Here is a 15606-nt window from a genome sequence, read left to right on the forward strand (position 1 = left end):
CCGCGTCCAGGACCGGGGCCATCGGGCGCAGGCGCGCGCCGGCGTCGCCGTCGAAGCGGACCCGGCCGGGCCGCAGCGCGGCGACGAACGGGACGAAGCGCATGACCGTCCCCGCCAGTCCGCAGTCCACGGCGACATCCCCGGCCAGCGGCTCGCCGACCGGCATCGGATGCACCCGCAGTCCGCCGTCGGACAGGGGCTCGAACCGGGCCCCGAGCGCTGTGAGCGCCGTGCGCATCAATGCCGTGTCCCGCGACTCGAGGACGCCGTGCAGGACGCACGGACCGTCGGCGAGCGCGGCGAGCACGAGATGCCGGTTCGTCAGCGACTTCGATCCCGGCAGCCGCACCTCTCCGCGCACCGGGCCGCGCGCCACGGGCGCGGGCCAGGTCTCGGCGGCGTCGGGACGGGGGGCGGGGGAGTGCGCGGCGGCACGCGTGGGGCGGGTCACCGGACCAGCCTATCCGGCGGCTGTCGGCCGGGGTCGGCCTGTCGCGGGGGAATACCTGGAACGCTCCTGGCGCTCCACTGGACGACCCCGTACCCGTGTCGGCGCACCGGTCCCGCTCGCCGCGGACCGCAGCCGGAGAGGAGCCCCGCATGAGCGCCGCCCTGCTGACGCATCCCTCCCGGACCGTAGACTGGCCCGCGATGAGCACTGACAACAGCCGGCCGGAATTCGCCCGGCCCGAGGACGCCCCCGAGCACGACCGCGCCGACATCGACGTCGCCGCCGAGTCCGAACAGCAGCGCCGTGCCCGGTTCGAGCGTGACGCCCTCGAGTTCGTGGACCAGTTGTACTCCGCTGCGCTGCGCATGACGCGCAACCCGCAGGACGCCGAGGACCTGGTCCAGGAGGCGTACACGAAGGCCTACTCCTCGTTCCACCAGTACCGGCCCGGCACCAACCTCAAGGCCTGGCTCTACCGGATCCTCACGAACACGTACATCAACCTCTACCGCAAGCGGCAGCGCCAGCCCCTCGAGGCGGACAACCCTGAGGTGGAGGACTGGCAGATGGCCCGGGCCGCCGAGCACACCTCCGGTGGCCTGCGCTCGGCCGAGACGGAGGCCCTCGACCGGCTGCCCGACTCCCAGGTGAAGGACGCCCTGCAGGCGATCCCGGAGGAGTTCCGGCTCGCCGTCTACTTCGCGGACGTGGAGGGCTTCGCCTACAAGGAGATCGCCGAGATCCTCGACGTGCCGATCGGCACCGTCATGTCGCGGCTGCACCGCGGCCGCAAGCAGCTGCGCGAGCGCCTCGCGGACTACGCGGCCGCGCGCGGCATCAAGGCCCAGCCGAAGAAGAAGACCGGGCGCGGCGGCACGAAGCAGACCGAGACGAGCACGAAGGAGGCCACGCGATGACCGCGGACCAGCACGGCCATGAGTGCCGCGTCGCCCAGGACGCCTCCCTGGAGCGGCTGTACCAGTACCTGGACGGCGCCCTGACGCCCGAGGACATCGAGCAGGTGCGCGCCCACGTGGCGGAGTGTCCGGACTGCCGGCACCAGAAGGAGCTCGAGGAGCTCATCCGCTCGGCGGTGCGTCGGTGCTGTCAGGAGAAGGCGCCCGCGCAGCTGCGGGCCACCATCATGACCCGCATCACCCAGATCTCGACGACGACCGTCACCTGGGGCTGACACCGCGACATGCGGACCCGTGGGCACCCGATCGGGCGCCCCGACGATGACGAAGGGCCGTCCCCTGAGGGGACGGCCCTTCGTGGTCTCTGCGGTCGCCGGGTGGCACCCGGCCGGTCCGCGACGCCGATCAGCGGATCAGGCGTTGGGACGCTTGCCGTGGTTGGCGCCGTTCCTGCGGCGGTCGCGACGCTTGCGTGCACGCTTGCTCATGACGTCTCCCTTCAACGAGTCGGTCGGTGGTCCATTCTGTCACATCAGGCCGTGGGCTCGGGCAGACCGAGCCACTGGTACCAGCCCCGATGCAGCACGAGCCACGCGATGAGCCCGTGGCCCGCCTGGCCCGGCCGGCCCTGGCCGGAGGCCAGGTCCGAGCGCCACTGCTCGTGGCCCACCAGCGGGGTGAACGTGTCCACGTACACGTGGTTGCGCCGGTCGGCCACATCCAGGTAGGCGGCGTTGAGCTCGGCGAGCCGGGCGTTGCGCTGCTCGTCCAGGGTGGGCGTGGGGCCCACCACGAGCACCGGGATGTTCCGCTGCGAGGCGGTGTCCAGGACGTTGGCCAGGTTCAGCCGCGAGCGGGCGGTCGAGGTGGCCTCCAGGTCCAGGTCCGCGTCGGACAGGGCCACGACGAGGCGGTTCTCCGTCTCCTCGGAGAAGCGCCGCGAGGCCTCGCCCCACCAGCGCTCGTTGAGGTCCTCGGTGGTCTCGTGCGGCACGGCCAGCACGTAGTTCTCCAGCTCCACGTCGGGGGCCTGGGTGCGGGCGAGCACGCGGCCCCACCAGCCGATGGCGCGGGCGTCGCCCGCACCGGCCAGCAGCTGGTCGCCGACGGCGGCGATCCGGATCCGGCGGTTGTGCACAGTGTGTCCTTTCGTCGGCCGATCCGGCGCCGCCGCCGCACCGGAGGGTGCGGCGGCGGCGCAGGGTCGGTCCGGGTCAGCGGCCGAAGGCGGCGTCCAGCAGCGTGCTGAGCTCCTGGTCGTGGCGGCCCTTGGTGCCCGCGGAGGTCGCGGCCGAGGCCGGGCGGGACACGAGGGTCACGGGGCCGTCGAGCTGCGGCACGAGGTTCAGTGCCATGAACGGCCACGGGCCCTGGTTCGCGGGCTCGTCCTGCACCCAGGTGACGTCGGCGACCGGGTAGGCGCGGAGCGCCTTGCGGATCTCGTCGAGCGGCAGCGGGTAGAGCTGCTCCACCCGCACGATCGCGGTGGACGTGTCACCGGACTTCTCGCGGCGGGCGAGCAGGTCGTAGTACAGCCGGCCGGAGACCAGCACCACGCGCGTGACGTCCTTGGCGTCCACCCCGGCGTCCGGGATGACCGGCTGGAAGCCGCCCTCGGTGAAGTCCTCCACCGAGTTCGCGGCGGCCTTGAGGCGCAGCAGCTGCTTCGGGGTGAACACGATGAGGGGCCGACGCGGGCGGGCGTAGGCGTGCTCGCGCAGCAGGTGGAAGTGGTTCGCGCCCGTGGAGGGGTTGACCACGCGCATGTTGTCCTCGGCGCACATCTGCAGGAAGCGCTCGATGCGGGCGGAGGAGTGGTCCGGCCCCTGTCCCTCGTAGCCGTGGGGGAGGAGCAGGACCACGGACGAGGTCTGCGACCACTTCTGATCGGCCGAGGAGATGAACTCGTCGATGATCGTCTGCGCGCCGTTCACGAAGTCGCCGAACTGGGCCTCCCACAGCACGAGGGCGTCGGAGCGCTCCACGGAGTAGCCGTACTCGAAGCCGAGGGCGGCGTACTCGGACAGCAGCGAGTTGTAGACCCAGAACTTCGCCTGGTCCTCGGAGAGGTGCCTCAGCGGCGCCCACGTGTCGCCGGTGATCCGGTCGTGGAACACCGAGTGGCGCTGCGTGAAGGTGCCGCGCTGGGAGTCCTGGCCCGCCAGGCGGACCGGCACGCCCTCCATGAGCAGCGAGCCGAAGGCCGCCAGCTCGGCGAAGCCCCAGTCGATGCCGCCGTCGACGGCCATCTTGGCGCGGCGCTCGAGCAGGGCCGCGAGCTTGGGGTGGACCGTAAAGCCCTCGGGCACGTCGATGTGCGCCTGCCCGATGGCCCGCAGCGTCTCGGCCGAGATGGCCGTGGACGCCGGCGCCTCCGGGGCCGCGTCCCGGTCCTCGGCCGGGCGGAGGCCCTCCCCGCCGGAGGCGGGCGCGTCCTCGTGGGTCTCCGCGAAGACCCGCTCCAGCTGCTGCTGGTAGTCCTTCAGGGCGCTGTCCGCCTCCTCCTGCGTGATGTCGCCGCGGCCCACGAGGGACTCGACGTACAGCTTGCGGGTGGAGCGCTTCTGCTCGATGAGGTTGTACATGCGCGGCTGCGTCATCGACGGGTCGTCGCCCTCGTTGTGGCCGCGGCGGCGGTAGCAGACGAGGTCGATGACGACGTCCTTGTTGAACCGCTGGCGGTACTCGAAGGCGAGCTGGGCCACGTGCACCACGGACTCCGGCTCGTCGCCGTTGACGTGGAAGATCGGGGCCTGGATGGTCTTGGCCACGTCGGTGGAGTACACCGCGGAGCGCGCCTGGGTCGGCGGCGTGGTGAAGCCCACCTGGTTGTTCACGACCACGTGGATCGTGCCGCCGGTGCGGTAGCCGGGCAGCTGCGAGAGCTGCAGGACCTCGGTCACGACGCCCTGGCCCGCGAAGGCCGCGTCGCCGTGCACGAGGATCGGCAGCACGGAGAAGGAGTCCGGGCGCTGGCCACCCAGATCGAGGCGGTCCTGCTTGGCACGCACGACGCCCTCGAGGACCGGGTCCACGGCCTCCAGGTGCGAGGGGTTGGCGGCGAGGTACACGCGGGTGCTGTTGCCGGCGTCGGACACGAAGGTGCCCTCGGTGCCCATGTGGTACTTCACGTCGCCCGAGCCCGAGGCGCCGCCCGGGGTGGCCCCCTCGAACTCGCGGAAGACCTGGCTGTAGGTCTTGCCGGCGATGTTGGTCAGCACGTTCAGGCGACCGCGGTGCGCCATGCCGATGGCGACCTCGTCCAGCCCGGCGTCGGCGGCGTCGCCGAGGATGCCGTCCAGCAGCGGGATGAGGGACTCGCCGCCCTCCAGGGAGAAGCGCTTCTGGCCGATGTACTTGGTCTGCAGGAACGTCTCGAACGCCTCCGCGGCGTTGAGTCGGCCCAGGATGCGCAGCTGCTCCTCGCGGGTGGGCTTGGCGTACGGCTGCTCGAGCTTCTCCTGGAACCAGGCGCGCTCGGCCGGGTCCTGGATGTGCATGTACTCGACGCCGATGGTGCGGCAGTACGCGTCACGCAGCACGCCGAGGATCTTGCGCAGCGTCAGGCTGCTCGCCCCGCCGAAGCCGCCGGTGGGCCACTTGCGGTCCAGGTCCCACAGGGTCAGCCCGTGCTCGCGGATGTCGAGGTCCGGGTGGTAGGCCATCGAGTACTCGAGCGGGTCCACGTTGGCCAGCAGGTGGCCGCGGTCCCGGTACGCGTGGATGAGCTGCTGGATGCGGGCGACCTTGCCGATCTGCTCCTCCGGGTTCACCTGCACGTCCTGGGCCCAGCGGACGGGCTCGTAGGGGATGCGCAGGGAGTGGAAGACCTCGTCGTAGAAGCCGTCCTCGCCCAGCAGGAGGCCGTGCACGATCTTCAGGAACTCGCCGGAGCCGGCGCCCTGGATCACGCGGTGGTCGTACGTGGAGGTCAGCGTGATCGTCTTGGAGATCGCCAGGTCGTGCAGCGTGGACTCGGCGGCGCCCTGGAAGGCGGCCGGATAGGTCAGCGCGCCGACGCCGATGATGGCGGCCTGGCCCTGGGACAGGCGGGGCACCGAGTGCACGGTGCCGATGCCGCCCGGGTTGGTCAGGGAGACCGTGGTGCCGGCGTAGTCGTCCATCGTCAGCTTGTTCTTGCGGGCGCGCTGGACGAGGTCGTCGTACGCCTTCCAGAAGCCGCGGAAGTCGAGGGTCTCGGCGGCCTTGACGTTGGGGACCACGAGCGCGCGGGTGCCGTCCGGGCGGGGCAGGTCGATGGCGAGGCCGAAGTTCACGTGGGCCGGCTCCACCATGGTGGGCTTGCCGTCGCGCTCCTCGTAGGTCACGTTCATCGAGGGCATGGCCGCGAGCGCGCGGACCACGGCGTAGCCGATGAGGTGGGTGAAGGAGACCTTGCCGCCGCGGGTGCGGGCCAGGTGGCTGTTGATGACCACGCGGTTGTCGATCAGCACCTTGGCCGGCAGGTCGCGCACGGTGGTGGCGGTGGGCATGGACAGGGAGGCGTCCATGTTCGTGGCCACGGCCTTGGCCATGCCCTTGAGGACGGTGGCCTTCTCCTGCTTCTCGTCCGCGGTGGTGGCGGTGGTGTCGGCGGGCTCGGAGGGCACGGCCTGGGCCGCCGGGGTCTTCTTGGGCTTGGGGCCGGTGCTGACCGAGGTCTCCTTGGGCTGCGGACCCCGGGCCGGGGCGGTCGCCGCCTTCGGCTCGGTCACCTTGGCGGAGGCCTTCGGCTCGGTCTGGGCGGCGGCCTTCGGCTCGGTCTGGGCGCCGGCCTTCGGCTCGGCCTCGGCGGGGGCGCTGGCCTCAAGACGGGCGAAGATCTGTGCCCACTGCCGGTCCACGGAACCGGAGTCCTCGCGGTACTTCCGGTAGATCTCGGCCACGAGCCGTTCGTTCCCCGGGAACTCCTGTGCGAGCCGGTCCGACGTGAGTTCTGGCACTGTGTAACGCCTCTTCCTGAGCCTTGGGATGCGATGTGCTGCGCCGGGCCACCCGCGCGGCGCGCGTGGGGCCGGGAACGCCTCGAGACATCATAGTTCTTCGACGCCCCCGGTCGGAATGCCGCGGCCTCGGCTCGACTCCGCTCCCGGCGGACGCGCGGGGGGCTCTCGGCGTCCACCGCGTCTGGGAGACTGACACCATGCGCTTCCTCACCGACCCGGCCGTCGACCTGACGTACAACGACGTCTTCCTCGTGCCCTCGCACTCGGACGTCGCCAGTCGCATGGACGTGGACATCGCCCCGGATGACGGCACGGGCGCCACCATCCCCCTGGTCTCCGCCAACATGACCGCCGTCACCGGGCGCCGGATGGTCGAGACCATGGCCCGGCGCGGCGGTCTCGGGATCCTGCCGCAGGACATCCCGGCGGACGTCATCCGGGACGTCGTGCGTCGGGTGAAGGCGGCCCACCCCGTGGCGGACACCGCCCTGACCGTCGGCCCGCAGGACACGGTGCTGGACCTGCTCCACCTCGTGGACCGCCGCAACCACGGGGCCGTCTGCGTGGTGGACGCGCACGGCGGGCTGCTCGGCGTGGTCCGCCCCCAGGACTGCGAGGACGTGGACCGCTTCACCTCGGCCGCCTCCGTCATGCACCCTCCGGTGGTGACCCTCACGCTCGCCGAGCTCGGCGGCACGGACGGCGCCCCGGACAAGGACGCGCTGCGGGCGGCCTTCGAGCGCCTGCACGCCGCGCACCAGGAGATGGCCCCCGTCGTGGACCCGGCGGTGGGCACCGCCGCCCCCGTGCTGCGCGGGGTCGTCACCGCGGCGGGCCTGCTGCGCTCGTCCTTGTTCACGCCCGGTCTCGACGACGACGGACGGCTCCGCGTCGGCGCCGCCGTCGGCATCAACGGGGCGGTGGGGGAGAAGGCCGCCGTCCTGGTCGAGGCCGGCGTCGACGTGCTCGTCGTGGACACCGCGCACGGTCATCAGCGGACCATGCTGGACGCGCTCGCCGCCGTGCGGGCCCTCGACCCCGGCGTGCCCGTGGTGGCCGGCAACGTCGTCTCCGGCGACGGCGTCCGGGACCTGGTCGCGGCCGGCGCGGACATCGTCAAGGTGGGCGTGGGACCGGGCGCGATGTGCACCACGCGCATGCAGACCGCGGTGGGCCGGCCCCAGTTCTCGGCGGTCCTGGAGTGCGCCGCCGCGGCCCGCGAGCTCGGGGCACGCGTGTGGGCGGACGGCGGGGTGAAGCACCCGCGGGACGTGGCGCTCGCGCTGGCCGCCGGAGCCAGCTCGGTGATGATCGGCTCGTGGTTCGCGGGGACGCTCGAGTCTCCGGGCGACCTCGTGCACGGTCCGGACGGTCGGCGGTACAAGGAGAGCTTCGGCATGGCCTCGGCCCGCGCGGTCCAGCACCGCACCCGCCACGAGGACGCCTTCACCAAGGCCCGCAAGGCGATGTTCGAGGAGGGCATCTCCTCCTCGCGCATGTACGTGGACCCGCGCCGCCCCTCGGTGGAGGACCTGCTGGACACCATCACGTCCGGTGTGCGCTCGTCGCTGACCTACGCCGGCGCCCACGACCTGGCGGAGTTCCGTGAGCGCGCCGTCGTCGGCCTGCAGTCCGCGGCGGGCTACGAGGAGGGCCGGCCGGTCGCCTCGTCGTGGTGAGGCGGCCGCATGCCCCTGCTCGTTCCGCCGGGGCCTGACGCCCCTATACTGGGCGGACTATGGATCACCCTGACACCTGTGTGCCAGACCGCTCGTCCGCCCACGCGGACGCGGCCGGATCGGAGCCTTCCAGTCCCGGTGCCCCGCACCGCCGCCCGGCCCGCCGTCGAGGGGGTGAGGTCGGGTGGAGTGGCTCCTGCTGATCCTCGGCCTGGCCCTGATCGTGGGCACCGGGTTCTTCGTGGCCGTCGAGTTCGCCATGATCGCGATCGACGTGCCCACCGTGCAGCGCATGGTGGACGCGGGTGACCGCGGCGCCGAGCCCCTGCTGCGCTGTCTCAAGTCACTCTCGACCCAGCTCTCCGCGTGCCAGCTGGGCATCACTCTGACCACACTGCTCACCGGCTACGTGATGGACCCGGCGATCAGCCGGCTCATCGACCCGCTGCTGCTCCAGGTGGGGCTGCCGGCCGGCGTGGTGGGCACCGTCTCGCTCGTCGTCGCGATGGTCGTGGCGACCCTGCTCTCGATGCTCCTCGGCGAGCTGATCCCCAAGAACATGTCCATCGCCGAGCCCATGGCGATCGGCCGCGCACTCGCCCGGCCCCAGCTCGTGTTCAGCACCGTGTTCAAGCCGGCGATCCTGGTCCTGAACGGGTTCTCCAACGGCGTGCTGGCCCGCGTGGGCATCGAGGCCAAGGAGGAGATCTCCGGCGCCCGCAGCCCCGAGGAGCTCTCCTCGCTGGTCCGCCGCTCGGCCCAGCTGGGCACGCTCGACGCGCAGACCGCCACGTTCCTGGACCGGACGCTGCGCTTCGCGGACCGCACCGCCGCGGACGTGATGACCCCGCGCATCCGCGTGGAGACGGTGAGGGAGGACCAGGCTCTGCCCGAGGTCCTGGACCTGGCCCGCAGCACCGGCTACTCGCGGTTCCCCGTGATCGGCGACTCCTCGGACGACATCCGCGGCGTGGTGCACGTGAAGAAGGTCGTGGCCGTGCCGCGGGAGCGCCGCGCCGACCTCGAGGCCGGTGCACTGATGACGGAGGTCATCCGCGTGCCGGAGACCGTGCACCTGGACCAGCTGCTGGCCGAGCTGCGCGACGCGAACCTGCAGATGGCCGTCGTCGTGGACGAGTACGGGGGCACCGCAGGGGTGGTCACGCTCGAGGACGTGGTGGAGGAGATCGTCGGCGAGGTCGCGGACGAGCACGACCGCGTCACCCCGGGGGTCCTGCAGACGGCCTCCGGCCGCTGGTACTTCCCGGCGGAGCTGCGGCCCGACGAGGTGCGGACCCAGATCCCGGCCCTCGTGGTGCCGGAGGACGGTGCCTACGAGACCGTCGGCGGGTACATCCTGGCCCGACTGGGGCGCCTGGCGGAGGTCGGGGACGTGGTGGACGTGGACGGCGGTGTCCTGACGGTCGAGCGGATGGACGGCCGCCGCATCGAGCGCGTGCGCTTCGACCCGGCCGCTGAGGACGAGGAGACGCGCGCATGAACGGGGACGTCGTCGGACTGCTGTGGCTGGTGGTCCTGTTGGCCGCCAACGCCTTCTTCGTGGCGGGCGAGTTCGCCGTCATGGGCGCCCGCCGGGCGCAGATCGAGCCGCGGGCCGAGGCCGGCTCCCGCCAGGCCCAGGTGGCGCTCTACGCGATGGAGCACGTCTCCCAGATGCTGGCCGTCTGCCAGCTCGGCATCACGGTGTGCTCCCTGCTCATCCTCAACGTGTCCGAGCCGGCGCTGCACCACCTGCTCGTCGTCCCGATGGCCGCCCTCGGGGTCCCGTCCGCGGCGGCGGACGTGACCGCCTTCGTGCTCGCGCTGCTGGTGGTCACCTTCCTGCACGTGACCCTGGGCGAGATGGTGCCCAAGAACGCCGCCGTCTCGTTCGCGGACCGCGCCGTGATGCTGCTGGCCCAGCCGCTCGTGTGGCTCTCGAAGCTGCTGCATCCGGTCGTGGCCGCGCTGAACTGGACGGCCAACCTCGTGCTGCACGCCCTGCGCATCGAGCCGAAGGACGAGGTGGCCTCCTCCTACACGCTCGAGGAGGTGCAGTCGATCGTGGCCGAGTCCACCCGCTCGGGCACCCTGGAGGACGAGTCCGGCGTGCTGCACTCGGCCCTCGAGTTCTCGGACCACCGGGCCGGGGACGTGATGGTGCCGCTCGAGCGGGTCGTCACCGTCCCCGAGGGGATCACGCCGCACGACTTCGAGTGGACCGTGGGCCGCGTGGGCTTCTCCCGGTTCGTGGTCGAGGACCCCGACGGCGGCTACACCGGCTACCTGCACCTGAAGGACGTCCTCACCGTGGGCCCGTCGGGACACGACGAGCCGATCCCGCTCACGCGCGTGCGCTCGCTGGCCAACGTGCGGCTCGAGGACGAGGTCGAGGACGCACTCGCGCTCATGCAGCGCACGGGCTCCCACCTCGCCCGGGTCATCACGCCCGAGGGCGAGACCGCGGGCATCCTCTTCCTCGAGGACGTGCTCGAGGAGCTCGTCGGGGAGATCAACGACGTGACGCAGTCGCCACGTCGGTTCCGGCCCGCGTGAGCGTCGCGCGGGCGGCGCGGTGCTACTGTTGAGAACCGATTTCACACATCCTCCCGACACGAACGAGGTCGCCCCATGCTCCGCCGCCGTCGTCTGCCCGCCCTGACCGGGGCCCTCACCGCGCTCACCCTGAGCCTCGCCGCGTGCGGCGGGACCAGCGGCGACTCCGCGGGCGAGCAGGCCGCGGGCGCCTCTGCTGCCGCCGGGTCCGGCTCGGCCGCGGGCGCGCCCGTGGCCGTCGCCACGACGACGCAGCTCGGCTCCGTGCTCGACCGCGTGGTCGCGTGCGCCGACGCCCGCAGCGTCACGGTGATGGGCCCGGGGGATGATCCGCACGACTTCTCCGCCTCGTCCGCGCAGGTGAAGGACATGGTCTCCTCCGGCCTCGTGTTCTCCAACGGCCTCGGCCTCGAGGGCGGCATGGAGTCCGCCCTCGCCAACGCCGAGGCGGACGGCGCGACCGTCGTCGAGGTGGCGCCCCAGCTGGATCCGCTGCCCTTCGGCGGCCATGACCACGCCGAGGAGGGGGCGGGCCACGAGGGCCATGACCACGGGTCCGAGGACCCGCACGTCTGGATGGACGTCGCCCGCATGGCGAGGGCCGCCGAGCTGATGGGCGACACGCTCGCCCAGGAGCGGGGTGACGAGAGGTTCGCCGAGTGCGGCGCGACCGTGCGCGGGGAGCTCGAGCAGACGGACACGCAGGTCCGGGAGATCCTCGCCGGGGTCCCGGAGGACCGCCGCACGCTGGTCACGGACCACGACGCCTACGGCTACTTCAGCGAGGCCTACGACTTCACCGTGTCCGGCGTCGTCGTCCCGGGCGGCTCCACCGACGGCGAGCCCTCCTCCCAGGAGATCGCCGAGCTCGCCCGGTCCATCCGCGACGGCGGCGCAGACGCCGTGATCACGTCCGTGGGCGCGCGCAACAGCCTCGTGGACACCGTGGCCGAGGAGGCCGGCGACCTGCCGGTCATCGAGGTCTACGAGGGCGGCGTCGGCCCGAAGGACACCCCGGAGGCGGACTACGCCGAGGCCATGCTCCTCAACGCCCGCACCCTCGCCGACGCGCTGGAGGGCTGAGGATGGACTGGCTGCTCGAACCCTTCCAGATGGGCTTCCAGCAGCGTGCCCTCGTCGGCGGACTCATCGCGGTGGTGATGTGCTCGGTCGTGGGCACGTGGCTGGTGCTGCGCGGGATGAGCTTCTTCGGGGACGCGTTCGTGCACGGTGTCCTGCCGGGCATCGCCCTGGCGGTCGTCACCGGCGGCAGCCCCCACCTCGGTGCCGCGGTGGCCGCCGTCGTCATGATGGCGGGCATCTCGCTGGTGCACCGGGCCACCACCCTCAAGGAGGACACCGCCATCGGCCTGCTCTTCGTGGGGATGATGGCCCTGGGCGTGGTGATCATCTCCAAGTCGGACTCCTACACGGGTTCGCTCACGTCGATCCTGTTCGGCGATGTGCTGGGGGTCAGCGTGGACGGCATCGTGACCCAGGCGGTCATCGCCGTCGTGGTGATCGCCCTGGCCCTGCTGCTCTACCGGCCCCTGTTGGCGCTGAGCTTCTCCGAGGTCAAGGCGCGCTCGCTGGGCATGCGACCGGGGCTGACGCACACGTTGCTGCTGGTGATGATCGGCGCGGCCGTGATCGGTTCGTTCCAGGCGGTGGGCACCGTGCTCGTGTTCGGCCTCCTCGTGGGACCGCCCGCGACGGCGGCGCTGCTGACGCGCAGCGTCCCCCAGATGATGCTCGTCTCCGTCGGTATCGGCGCGGCGTGCGTCGTCACCGGGCTCACCCTCAGCTACCGGCTGGGCACGGCGGGTTCGGCCACCATGGCGCTCATGCCGATCCTGCTGTTCTTCGTCGTGCTCGCCGTCCGCGCCGCCGTGCTGGCGCTCCTGGGCCGGCACGTGCGCTCGCGCGCGCAGCGTGAGCAGGAGGTGCCGGTCGTGGCCCTGCCCGGAGCGGAGGCCGCCCGATGAGCGCGTCCTTCCCCGCGGACTCCGCGGCGGCCCCGCCTCCCCTCGCGGTCGCCCGGGCGCTCGAACTGCGCCATGGCGCGCACGTGGCCGTCAGACCCTCCGACTTCACCCTGCCGGCCCGGCGGCTGATCGCGGTGATCGGGCCCAACGGCTCCGGCAAGTCCACGCTGCTGACCGCCCTGGCGGGCCTGAGCGACCCGGCCTCCGGTGCGCTGGAGGTGCTCGGTGAGGACCCGCGGCGGCGCTCGCAGCGCACCTCCTTCGTGATGCAGTCCATCGGCGTGCCCCAGGGCGTGCCGGTGACGGTGCGCGACGTCGTCGGGATGGGCCGATACCCCACGCTCGGATGGTTCCGTCGGTTCCGGAGGGAGGACCGGGACATCGTGGGGGCCGCCATGGAGCGCATGCAGGTCGCGGACCTGGCGCGGCGGCACCTCGACCAGCTCTCCGGAGGCCAGCGCCAGCGCGCCTACGTGGCCCAGGGCCTCGCCCAGGACCACGACGTGCTGCTGCTCGACGAGCCGATGACGGGCCTCGACATCGTCTCCGCCCGCACGATCGACGACCTCCTCCACGAGGAGCCGACGCGCGGGGTGTCCGTGGTCTACACGACCCACGATCTCGACGAGGCCGCGGAGGCGGACCACGTGGTCCTGATGAGCGGGCGCGTCGTGGCCTCCGGCCCGCCGCGGGACGTGCTCACGGTCGAGAACCTGGACATCGCGTACGGCCGGGGCGCCCTGCACGGGCCCTCCACGGCGGTCGAGGACGCGGCGGAGTTCCTGGACGACCCCGCGGGCGGCATCCGCCACTGACCGGGGCCCGGCCCGGGGTCAGGCCGCGCGGGTGCGCCCCTCGGCCCGGCAGCGGGCACACACACCGGTGATCTCCACCGTGTGGTCCGCGTCCGTGAAGCCGTGCTCCGCGGCGACGGCGGTGGCCCATGCCTCGACGTGGGGGGCGGTGACCTCGACGGTGGTCCAGCAGATCCGGCACACCAGGTGGTGATGGTGGCCCTCGTCCTCGCACCGGCGGTACACGGACTCGCCGTCGTCGCGGCGGAGCATGTCCACGAGCCCGTCGTCGAGCTGCTGCTGCAGGGTCCGGTACACGGTGGCCAGCGAGACGCGTTCGCCCTGGTCCTGGAGGCGGGCATGGAGCTCCTGCGCGCTCACGAAGTCCGGGATGCGGTCCAGGGCTCGGTCGACGGCGGCCTTCTGCCGGGTCGCCCGGGGACGGGCGGCACGGGGGCCGGGCTCGGGGGCGCTCACGGTGCTCACGACTCCTTCTGCGGCGGCTGCCGCCTCCTCCGCGCGGTCCGGAACAGGTCCGCGCGGGCCATCCTCCAGGTTATCAGCGACGCCGAAGGGGGCGTGGAGTAGGGTGTCCGGGTGCACAGCGAGAGCCCGGACCCATCCCCTGTCCCGGACCGCGACGGTGCCGCCCCCGATCGACCCGACCCGCTGATCGTCGTCGACGAGGGGCAGGGCCGCGTCGTCCCGGCGCCCACGGCGGCCCCGTCCTCGTCCCATGACGCCGGCGGCGACCCGGACGCGGACACCGACGGCGTCGATCCCGAGGCCGCCGAGCCGCCCACCCTGGTGACGGTGGACGTGCTGGCCGGCTGGCTCGGCCTGGCCCCCGTCGAGGACCTGCCGCCGGTGCCCGAGGGCCCGGCCTACGCCCAGCCGGGCCGATGCCGCCCGAACCGGGTGATCCTGCTCGACGTCCGGTTCCGGGCCACGGGGGGCGGGCCCGACCACGCCGCCTATCTCCAGGGCCATCTGCCGGGCGCCGTCTACGTCTCCCTGCCCAGCCAGCTCGCCGGCCACGCCGGCCCGGCGGCGGGGCGTCACCCCCTGCCGGACGCGCGCCAGTTCGCGGAGACCGTGCGGATGTGGGGGATCGACGAGGGCGACACCATCGTGGTCTACGACGACGACCACGGCCTGTCCGCCGCGCGCGCCTGGTGGCTGCTGCGCCACGCGGGGCTGCGGGACTCCATGCTCCTGGACGGCGGCCTCGAGGCGTGGCGCGCCGCGGGCCTGCCCCTGCAGCCCGGCGAGGTCATCCCGGTGCCCGGCACCGCCCGGCCGTCGTGGGGCCGCATGCCCGTCGTGGACACGGCCGGCGCGGAGGCGATGGCCTCCGGCGGTCTGCGCCTCGACGCGCGGGCGGCCGAGCGATACCGCGGGGCGGTCGAGACCTTCGACCCCGTGGGCCGGCACAGGTGAGCGGGGGGGGGGGCGGACCCGTCGACGTCGTGGCCGGCTCCAGCCGCGGCGGGGGGGAGGTGCGCAGGGCGGGGGGCAGCGGCGCGCACGGCCGCGTGGGGCCGGCCGCGGGGCGGGCGGAGCGGGTCGAGGCCGTCGCGGGGGACGACGCCACTCCCGGGGCCGTGTACGGCGGCGCGGGCATCACCGCGGCGCACGCCGGGCTCACCCTGGCCGTCGCGGGGCGACCCGGAGTGGCGCTCTACCCGGGTTCGTGGTCAGCATGGGTCCAGGACCCGTCCAACGCCGTCGCGGTCGGCCCCGAGCCCAACGGCGCGTCCGGCCGGGACTGACGAGCCCCGGGGCCCCGCCCCGCCGACCCCCAGGAGGACCCCCCATGGCCACCGTCTTCAGCAGGATCGTCGCCGGCGAGCTGCCCGCCCGCTTCGTGTGGCAGGACCAGACGTGCGTCGCGTTCCTGTCCGCCGCACCGCTCCAGCCGGGGCACACGCTCGTGGTGCCCCGTGAGGAGGTGGACGAATGGGTGGAGGTCGACCCGGCGCTGGTCACGCACCTGACGACGGTCGCCCAGCAGATCGGCAAGGCGCAGGTGGCGGCGTTCTCCGCGCGCCGGGCCGGGCTCATGATCGCCGGCTACGAGATCCCGCACCTGCACGTGCACGTGTGGCCCTCCACCTCGCTCGCCGACTTCGACCTGGCCCGCGTGGACAACGCCCCCGATCCGGCAGACCTGGACGACGCCGCCGCCCGCCTCCGCGCGGCCCTGCGGGACCTGGGCCACGGCGAGGTCGTCCCGCAGGACTGACGGCCCGCGCCGCCCGGACCCGGCTCAGGCGCG

15 protein-coding genes and 1 pseudogene are annotated in these 15606 nt (G+C 72.9%); 11 read left to right on the plus strand and 5 right to left on the minus strand.

Features of this window, described 5'->3' with window-relative positions:
• Positions 1-451: pseudogene (locus D8M29_RS03435) on the minus strand (3-phosphoshikimate 1-carboxyvinyltransferase); the annotation flags it as partial.
• Between the two features lie 200 nt (positions 452-651).
• On the opposite strand from D8M29_RS03435, the gene D8M29_RS03440 reads away from it, so the two are divergent.
• Both D8M29_RS03440 and rsrA read left to right on the plus strand, forming a co-directional pair.
• Complete coding sequence (locus tag D8M29_RS03440) at positions 652-1368, plus strand: sigma-70 family RNA polymerase sigma factor (RefSeq protein WP_036314006.1); 717 nt, start codon at positions 652-654, stop codon at positions 1366-1368.
• Positions 1365-1643 carry a mycothiol system anti-sigma-R factor gene (rsrA, locus tag D8M29_RS03445; RefSeq protein ID WP_060974333.1) on the plus strand — a complete coding sequence of 93 codons (279 nt, stop codon included), beginning with the start codon at positions 1365-1367 and terminating at the stop codon, positions 1641-1643. Before D8M29_RS03440 ends, rsrA begins: the two co-directional genes overlap by 4 nt.
• Before the next feature lie 138 nt (positions 1644-1781).
• On the opposite strand, the gene D8M29_RS14470 is transcribed toward rsrA, so the two are convergent.
• From D8M29_RS14470 to D8M29_RS03455, 3 genes are all read right to left on the minus strand, one after another.
• Entirely contained in the window at positions 1782-1856 is a 75-nt protein-coding gene (locus D8M29_RS14470; RefSeq protein WP_095346645.1) for a 50S ribosomal protein bL37, read from the minus strand.
• Between the two features lie 44 nt (positions 1857-1900).
• Positions 1901-2506, minus strand: coding sequence for a GDSL-type esterase/lipase family protein (locus tag D8M29_RS03450; protein ID WP_004167659.1), 606 nt, complete (start codon positions 2504-2506; stop codon positions 1901-1903).
• A 76-nt stretch (positions 2507-2582) separates the two neighbouring features.
• Complete coding sequence (locus D8M29_RS03455) at positions 2583-6311, minus strand: multifunctional oxoglutarate decarboxylase/oxoglutarate dehydrogenase thiamine pyrophosphate-binding subunit/dihydrolipoyllysine-residue succinyltransferase subunit (protein WP_060974334.1); 3729 nt, start codon at positions 6309-6311, stop codon at positions 2583-2585.
• A gap of 200 nt (positions 6312-6511) precedes the next feature.
• Here D8M29_RS03455 and D8M29_RS03460 point away from each other — a divergent pair, with 200 nt between their 5' ends.
• The 6 genes from D8M29_RS03460 (at position 6512) to D8M29_RS03485 (ending at position 13349) form a co-directional block, all read left to right on the plus strand.
• On the plus strand, positions 6512-7993 hold the full coding sequence (locus D8M29_RS03460; protein ID WP_049147194.1) for a GuaB1 family IMP dehydrogenase-related protein: 1482 nt from the start codon (positions 6512-6514) through the stop codon (positions 7991-7993).
• Between the two features lie 184 nt (positions 7994-8177).
• On the plus strand, positions 8178-9494 hold the full coding sequence (locus D8M29_RS03465; protein ID WP_060974335.1) for a hemolysin family protein: 1317 nt from the start codon (positions 8178-8180) through the stop codon (positions 9492-9494).
• A complete protein-coding gene (locus D8M29_RS03470; protein ID WP_041104317.1) occupies positions 9491-10549 on the plus strand; it encodes a hemolysin family protein in 1059 nt (352 codons plus the stop codon). The genes D8M29_RS03465 and D8M29_RS03470 overlap by 4 nt, the downstream gene beginning before the upstream one ends.
• A gap of 75 nt (positions 10550-10624) precedes the next feature.
• Positions 10625-11632: a metal ABC transporter substrate-binding protein gene (locus tag D8M29_RS03475; RefSeq protein ID WP_041104319.1), complete on the plus strand. Its 1008-nt coding sequence runs from the start codon at positions 10625-10627 to the stop codon at positions 11630-11632.
• 2 nt (positions 11633-11634) lie between these two features.
• Positions 11635-12534 carry a metal ABC transporter permease gene (locus D8M29_RS03480; protein ID WP_036313946.1) on the plus strand — a complete coding sequence of 300 codons (900 nt, stop codon included), beginning with the start codon at positions 11635-11637 and terminating at the stop codon, positions 12532-12534.
• Entirely contained in the window at positions 12531-13349 is an 819-nt protein-coding gene (locus D8M29_RS03485; RefSeq protein WP_060974337.1) for a metal ABC transporter ATP-binding protein, read from the plus strand. The genes D8M29_RS03480 and D8M29_RS03485 overlap by 4 nt, the downstream gene beginning before the upstream one ends.
• A gap of 18 nt (positions 13350-13367) precedes the next feature.
• Here the strand turns inward: D8M29_RS03485 and D8M29_RS03490 are convergent, their stop codons facing one another.
• The gene (locus D8M29_RS03490; protein ID WP_060974338.1) at positions 13368-13814 is read right to left on the minus strand and encodes a Fur family transcriptional regulator; all 447 of its coding nucleotides are present in this window, start codon (positions 13812-13814) and stop codon (positions 13368-13370) included.
• 111 nt (positions 13815-13925) lie between these two features.
• Here D8M29_RS03490 and D8M29_RS03495 point away from each other — a divergent pair, with 111 nt between their 5' ends.
• From D8M29_RS03495 to D8M29_RS03500, 3 genes are read left to right on the plus strand one after another with little or no spacing between them, the layout of a single operon-like run.
• A complete protein-coding gene (locus D8M29_RS03495) occupies positions 13926-14768 on the plus strand; it encodes a sulfurtransferase (protein WP_238693317.1) in 843 nt (280 codons plus the stop codon).
• Between the two features lie 29 nt (positions 14769-14797).
• Positions 14798-15100: a hypothetical protein gene (locus D8M29_RS14105; protein WP_238693318.1), complete on the plus strand. Its 303-nt coding sequence runs from the start codon at positions 14798-14800 to the stop codon at positions 15098-15100.
• A gap of 44 nt (positions 15101-15144) precedes the next feature.
• Positions 15145-15573 carry an HIT family protein gene (locus D8M29_RS03500; RefSeq protein ID WP_060974188.1) on the plus strand — a complete coding sequence of 143 codons (429 nt, stop codon included), beginning with the start codon at positions 15145-15147 and terminating at the stop codon, positions 15571-15573.
• Positions 15574-15606: the final 33 nt, after the last annotated feature.

This window comes from Micrococcus sp. HSID17227 (assembly GCF_003989405.1).
Classification (GTDB): Bacteria; Actinomycetota; Actinomycetes; order Actinomycetales; family Micrococcaceae; genus Micrococcus; species Micrococcus luteus.

Excerpts from the sequence above, each read along its gene's own strand:
- D8M29_RS03470 (WP_041104317.1), top strand. The coding sequence starts at position 9,491 with ATGAACGGGGACGTCGTCGGACTGCTGTGGCTGGTGGTCCTGTTGGCC.
- rsrA (WP_060974333.1), top strand. The coding sequence starts at position 1,365 with ATGACCGCGGACCAGCACGGCCATGAGTGCCGCGTCGCCCAGGACGCC.
- D8M29_RS03440 (WP_036314006.1), top strand. The coding sequence starts at position 652 with ATGAGCACTGACAACAGCCGGCCGGAATTCGCCCGGCCCGAGGACGCC.
- D8M29_RS03475 (WP_041104319.1), top strand. The coding sequence starts at position 10,625 with ATGCTCCGCCGCCGTCGTCTGCCCGCCCTGACCGGGGCCCTCACCGCG.
- D8M29_RS03485 (WP_060974337.1), top strand. The coding sequence starts at position 12,531 with ATGAGCGCGTCCTTCCCCGCGGACTCCGCGGCGGCCCCGCCTCCCCTC.
- D8M29_RS03460 (WP_049147194.1), top strand. The coding sequence starts at position 6,512 with ATGCGCTTCCTCACCGACCCGGCCGTCGACCTGACGTACAACGACGTC.
- D8M29_RS03480 (WP_036313946.1), top strand. The coding sequence starts at position 11,635 with ATGGACTGGCTGCTCGAACCCTTCCAGATGGGCTTCCAGCAGCGTGCC.
- D8M29_RS03500 (WP_060974188.1), top strand. The coding sequence starts at position 15,145 with ATGGCCACCGTCTTCAGCAGGATCGTCGCCGGCGAGCTGCCCGCCCGC.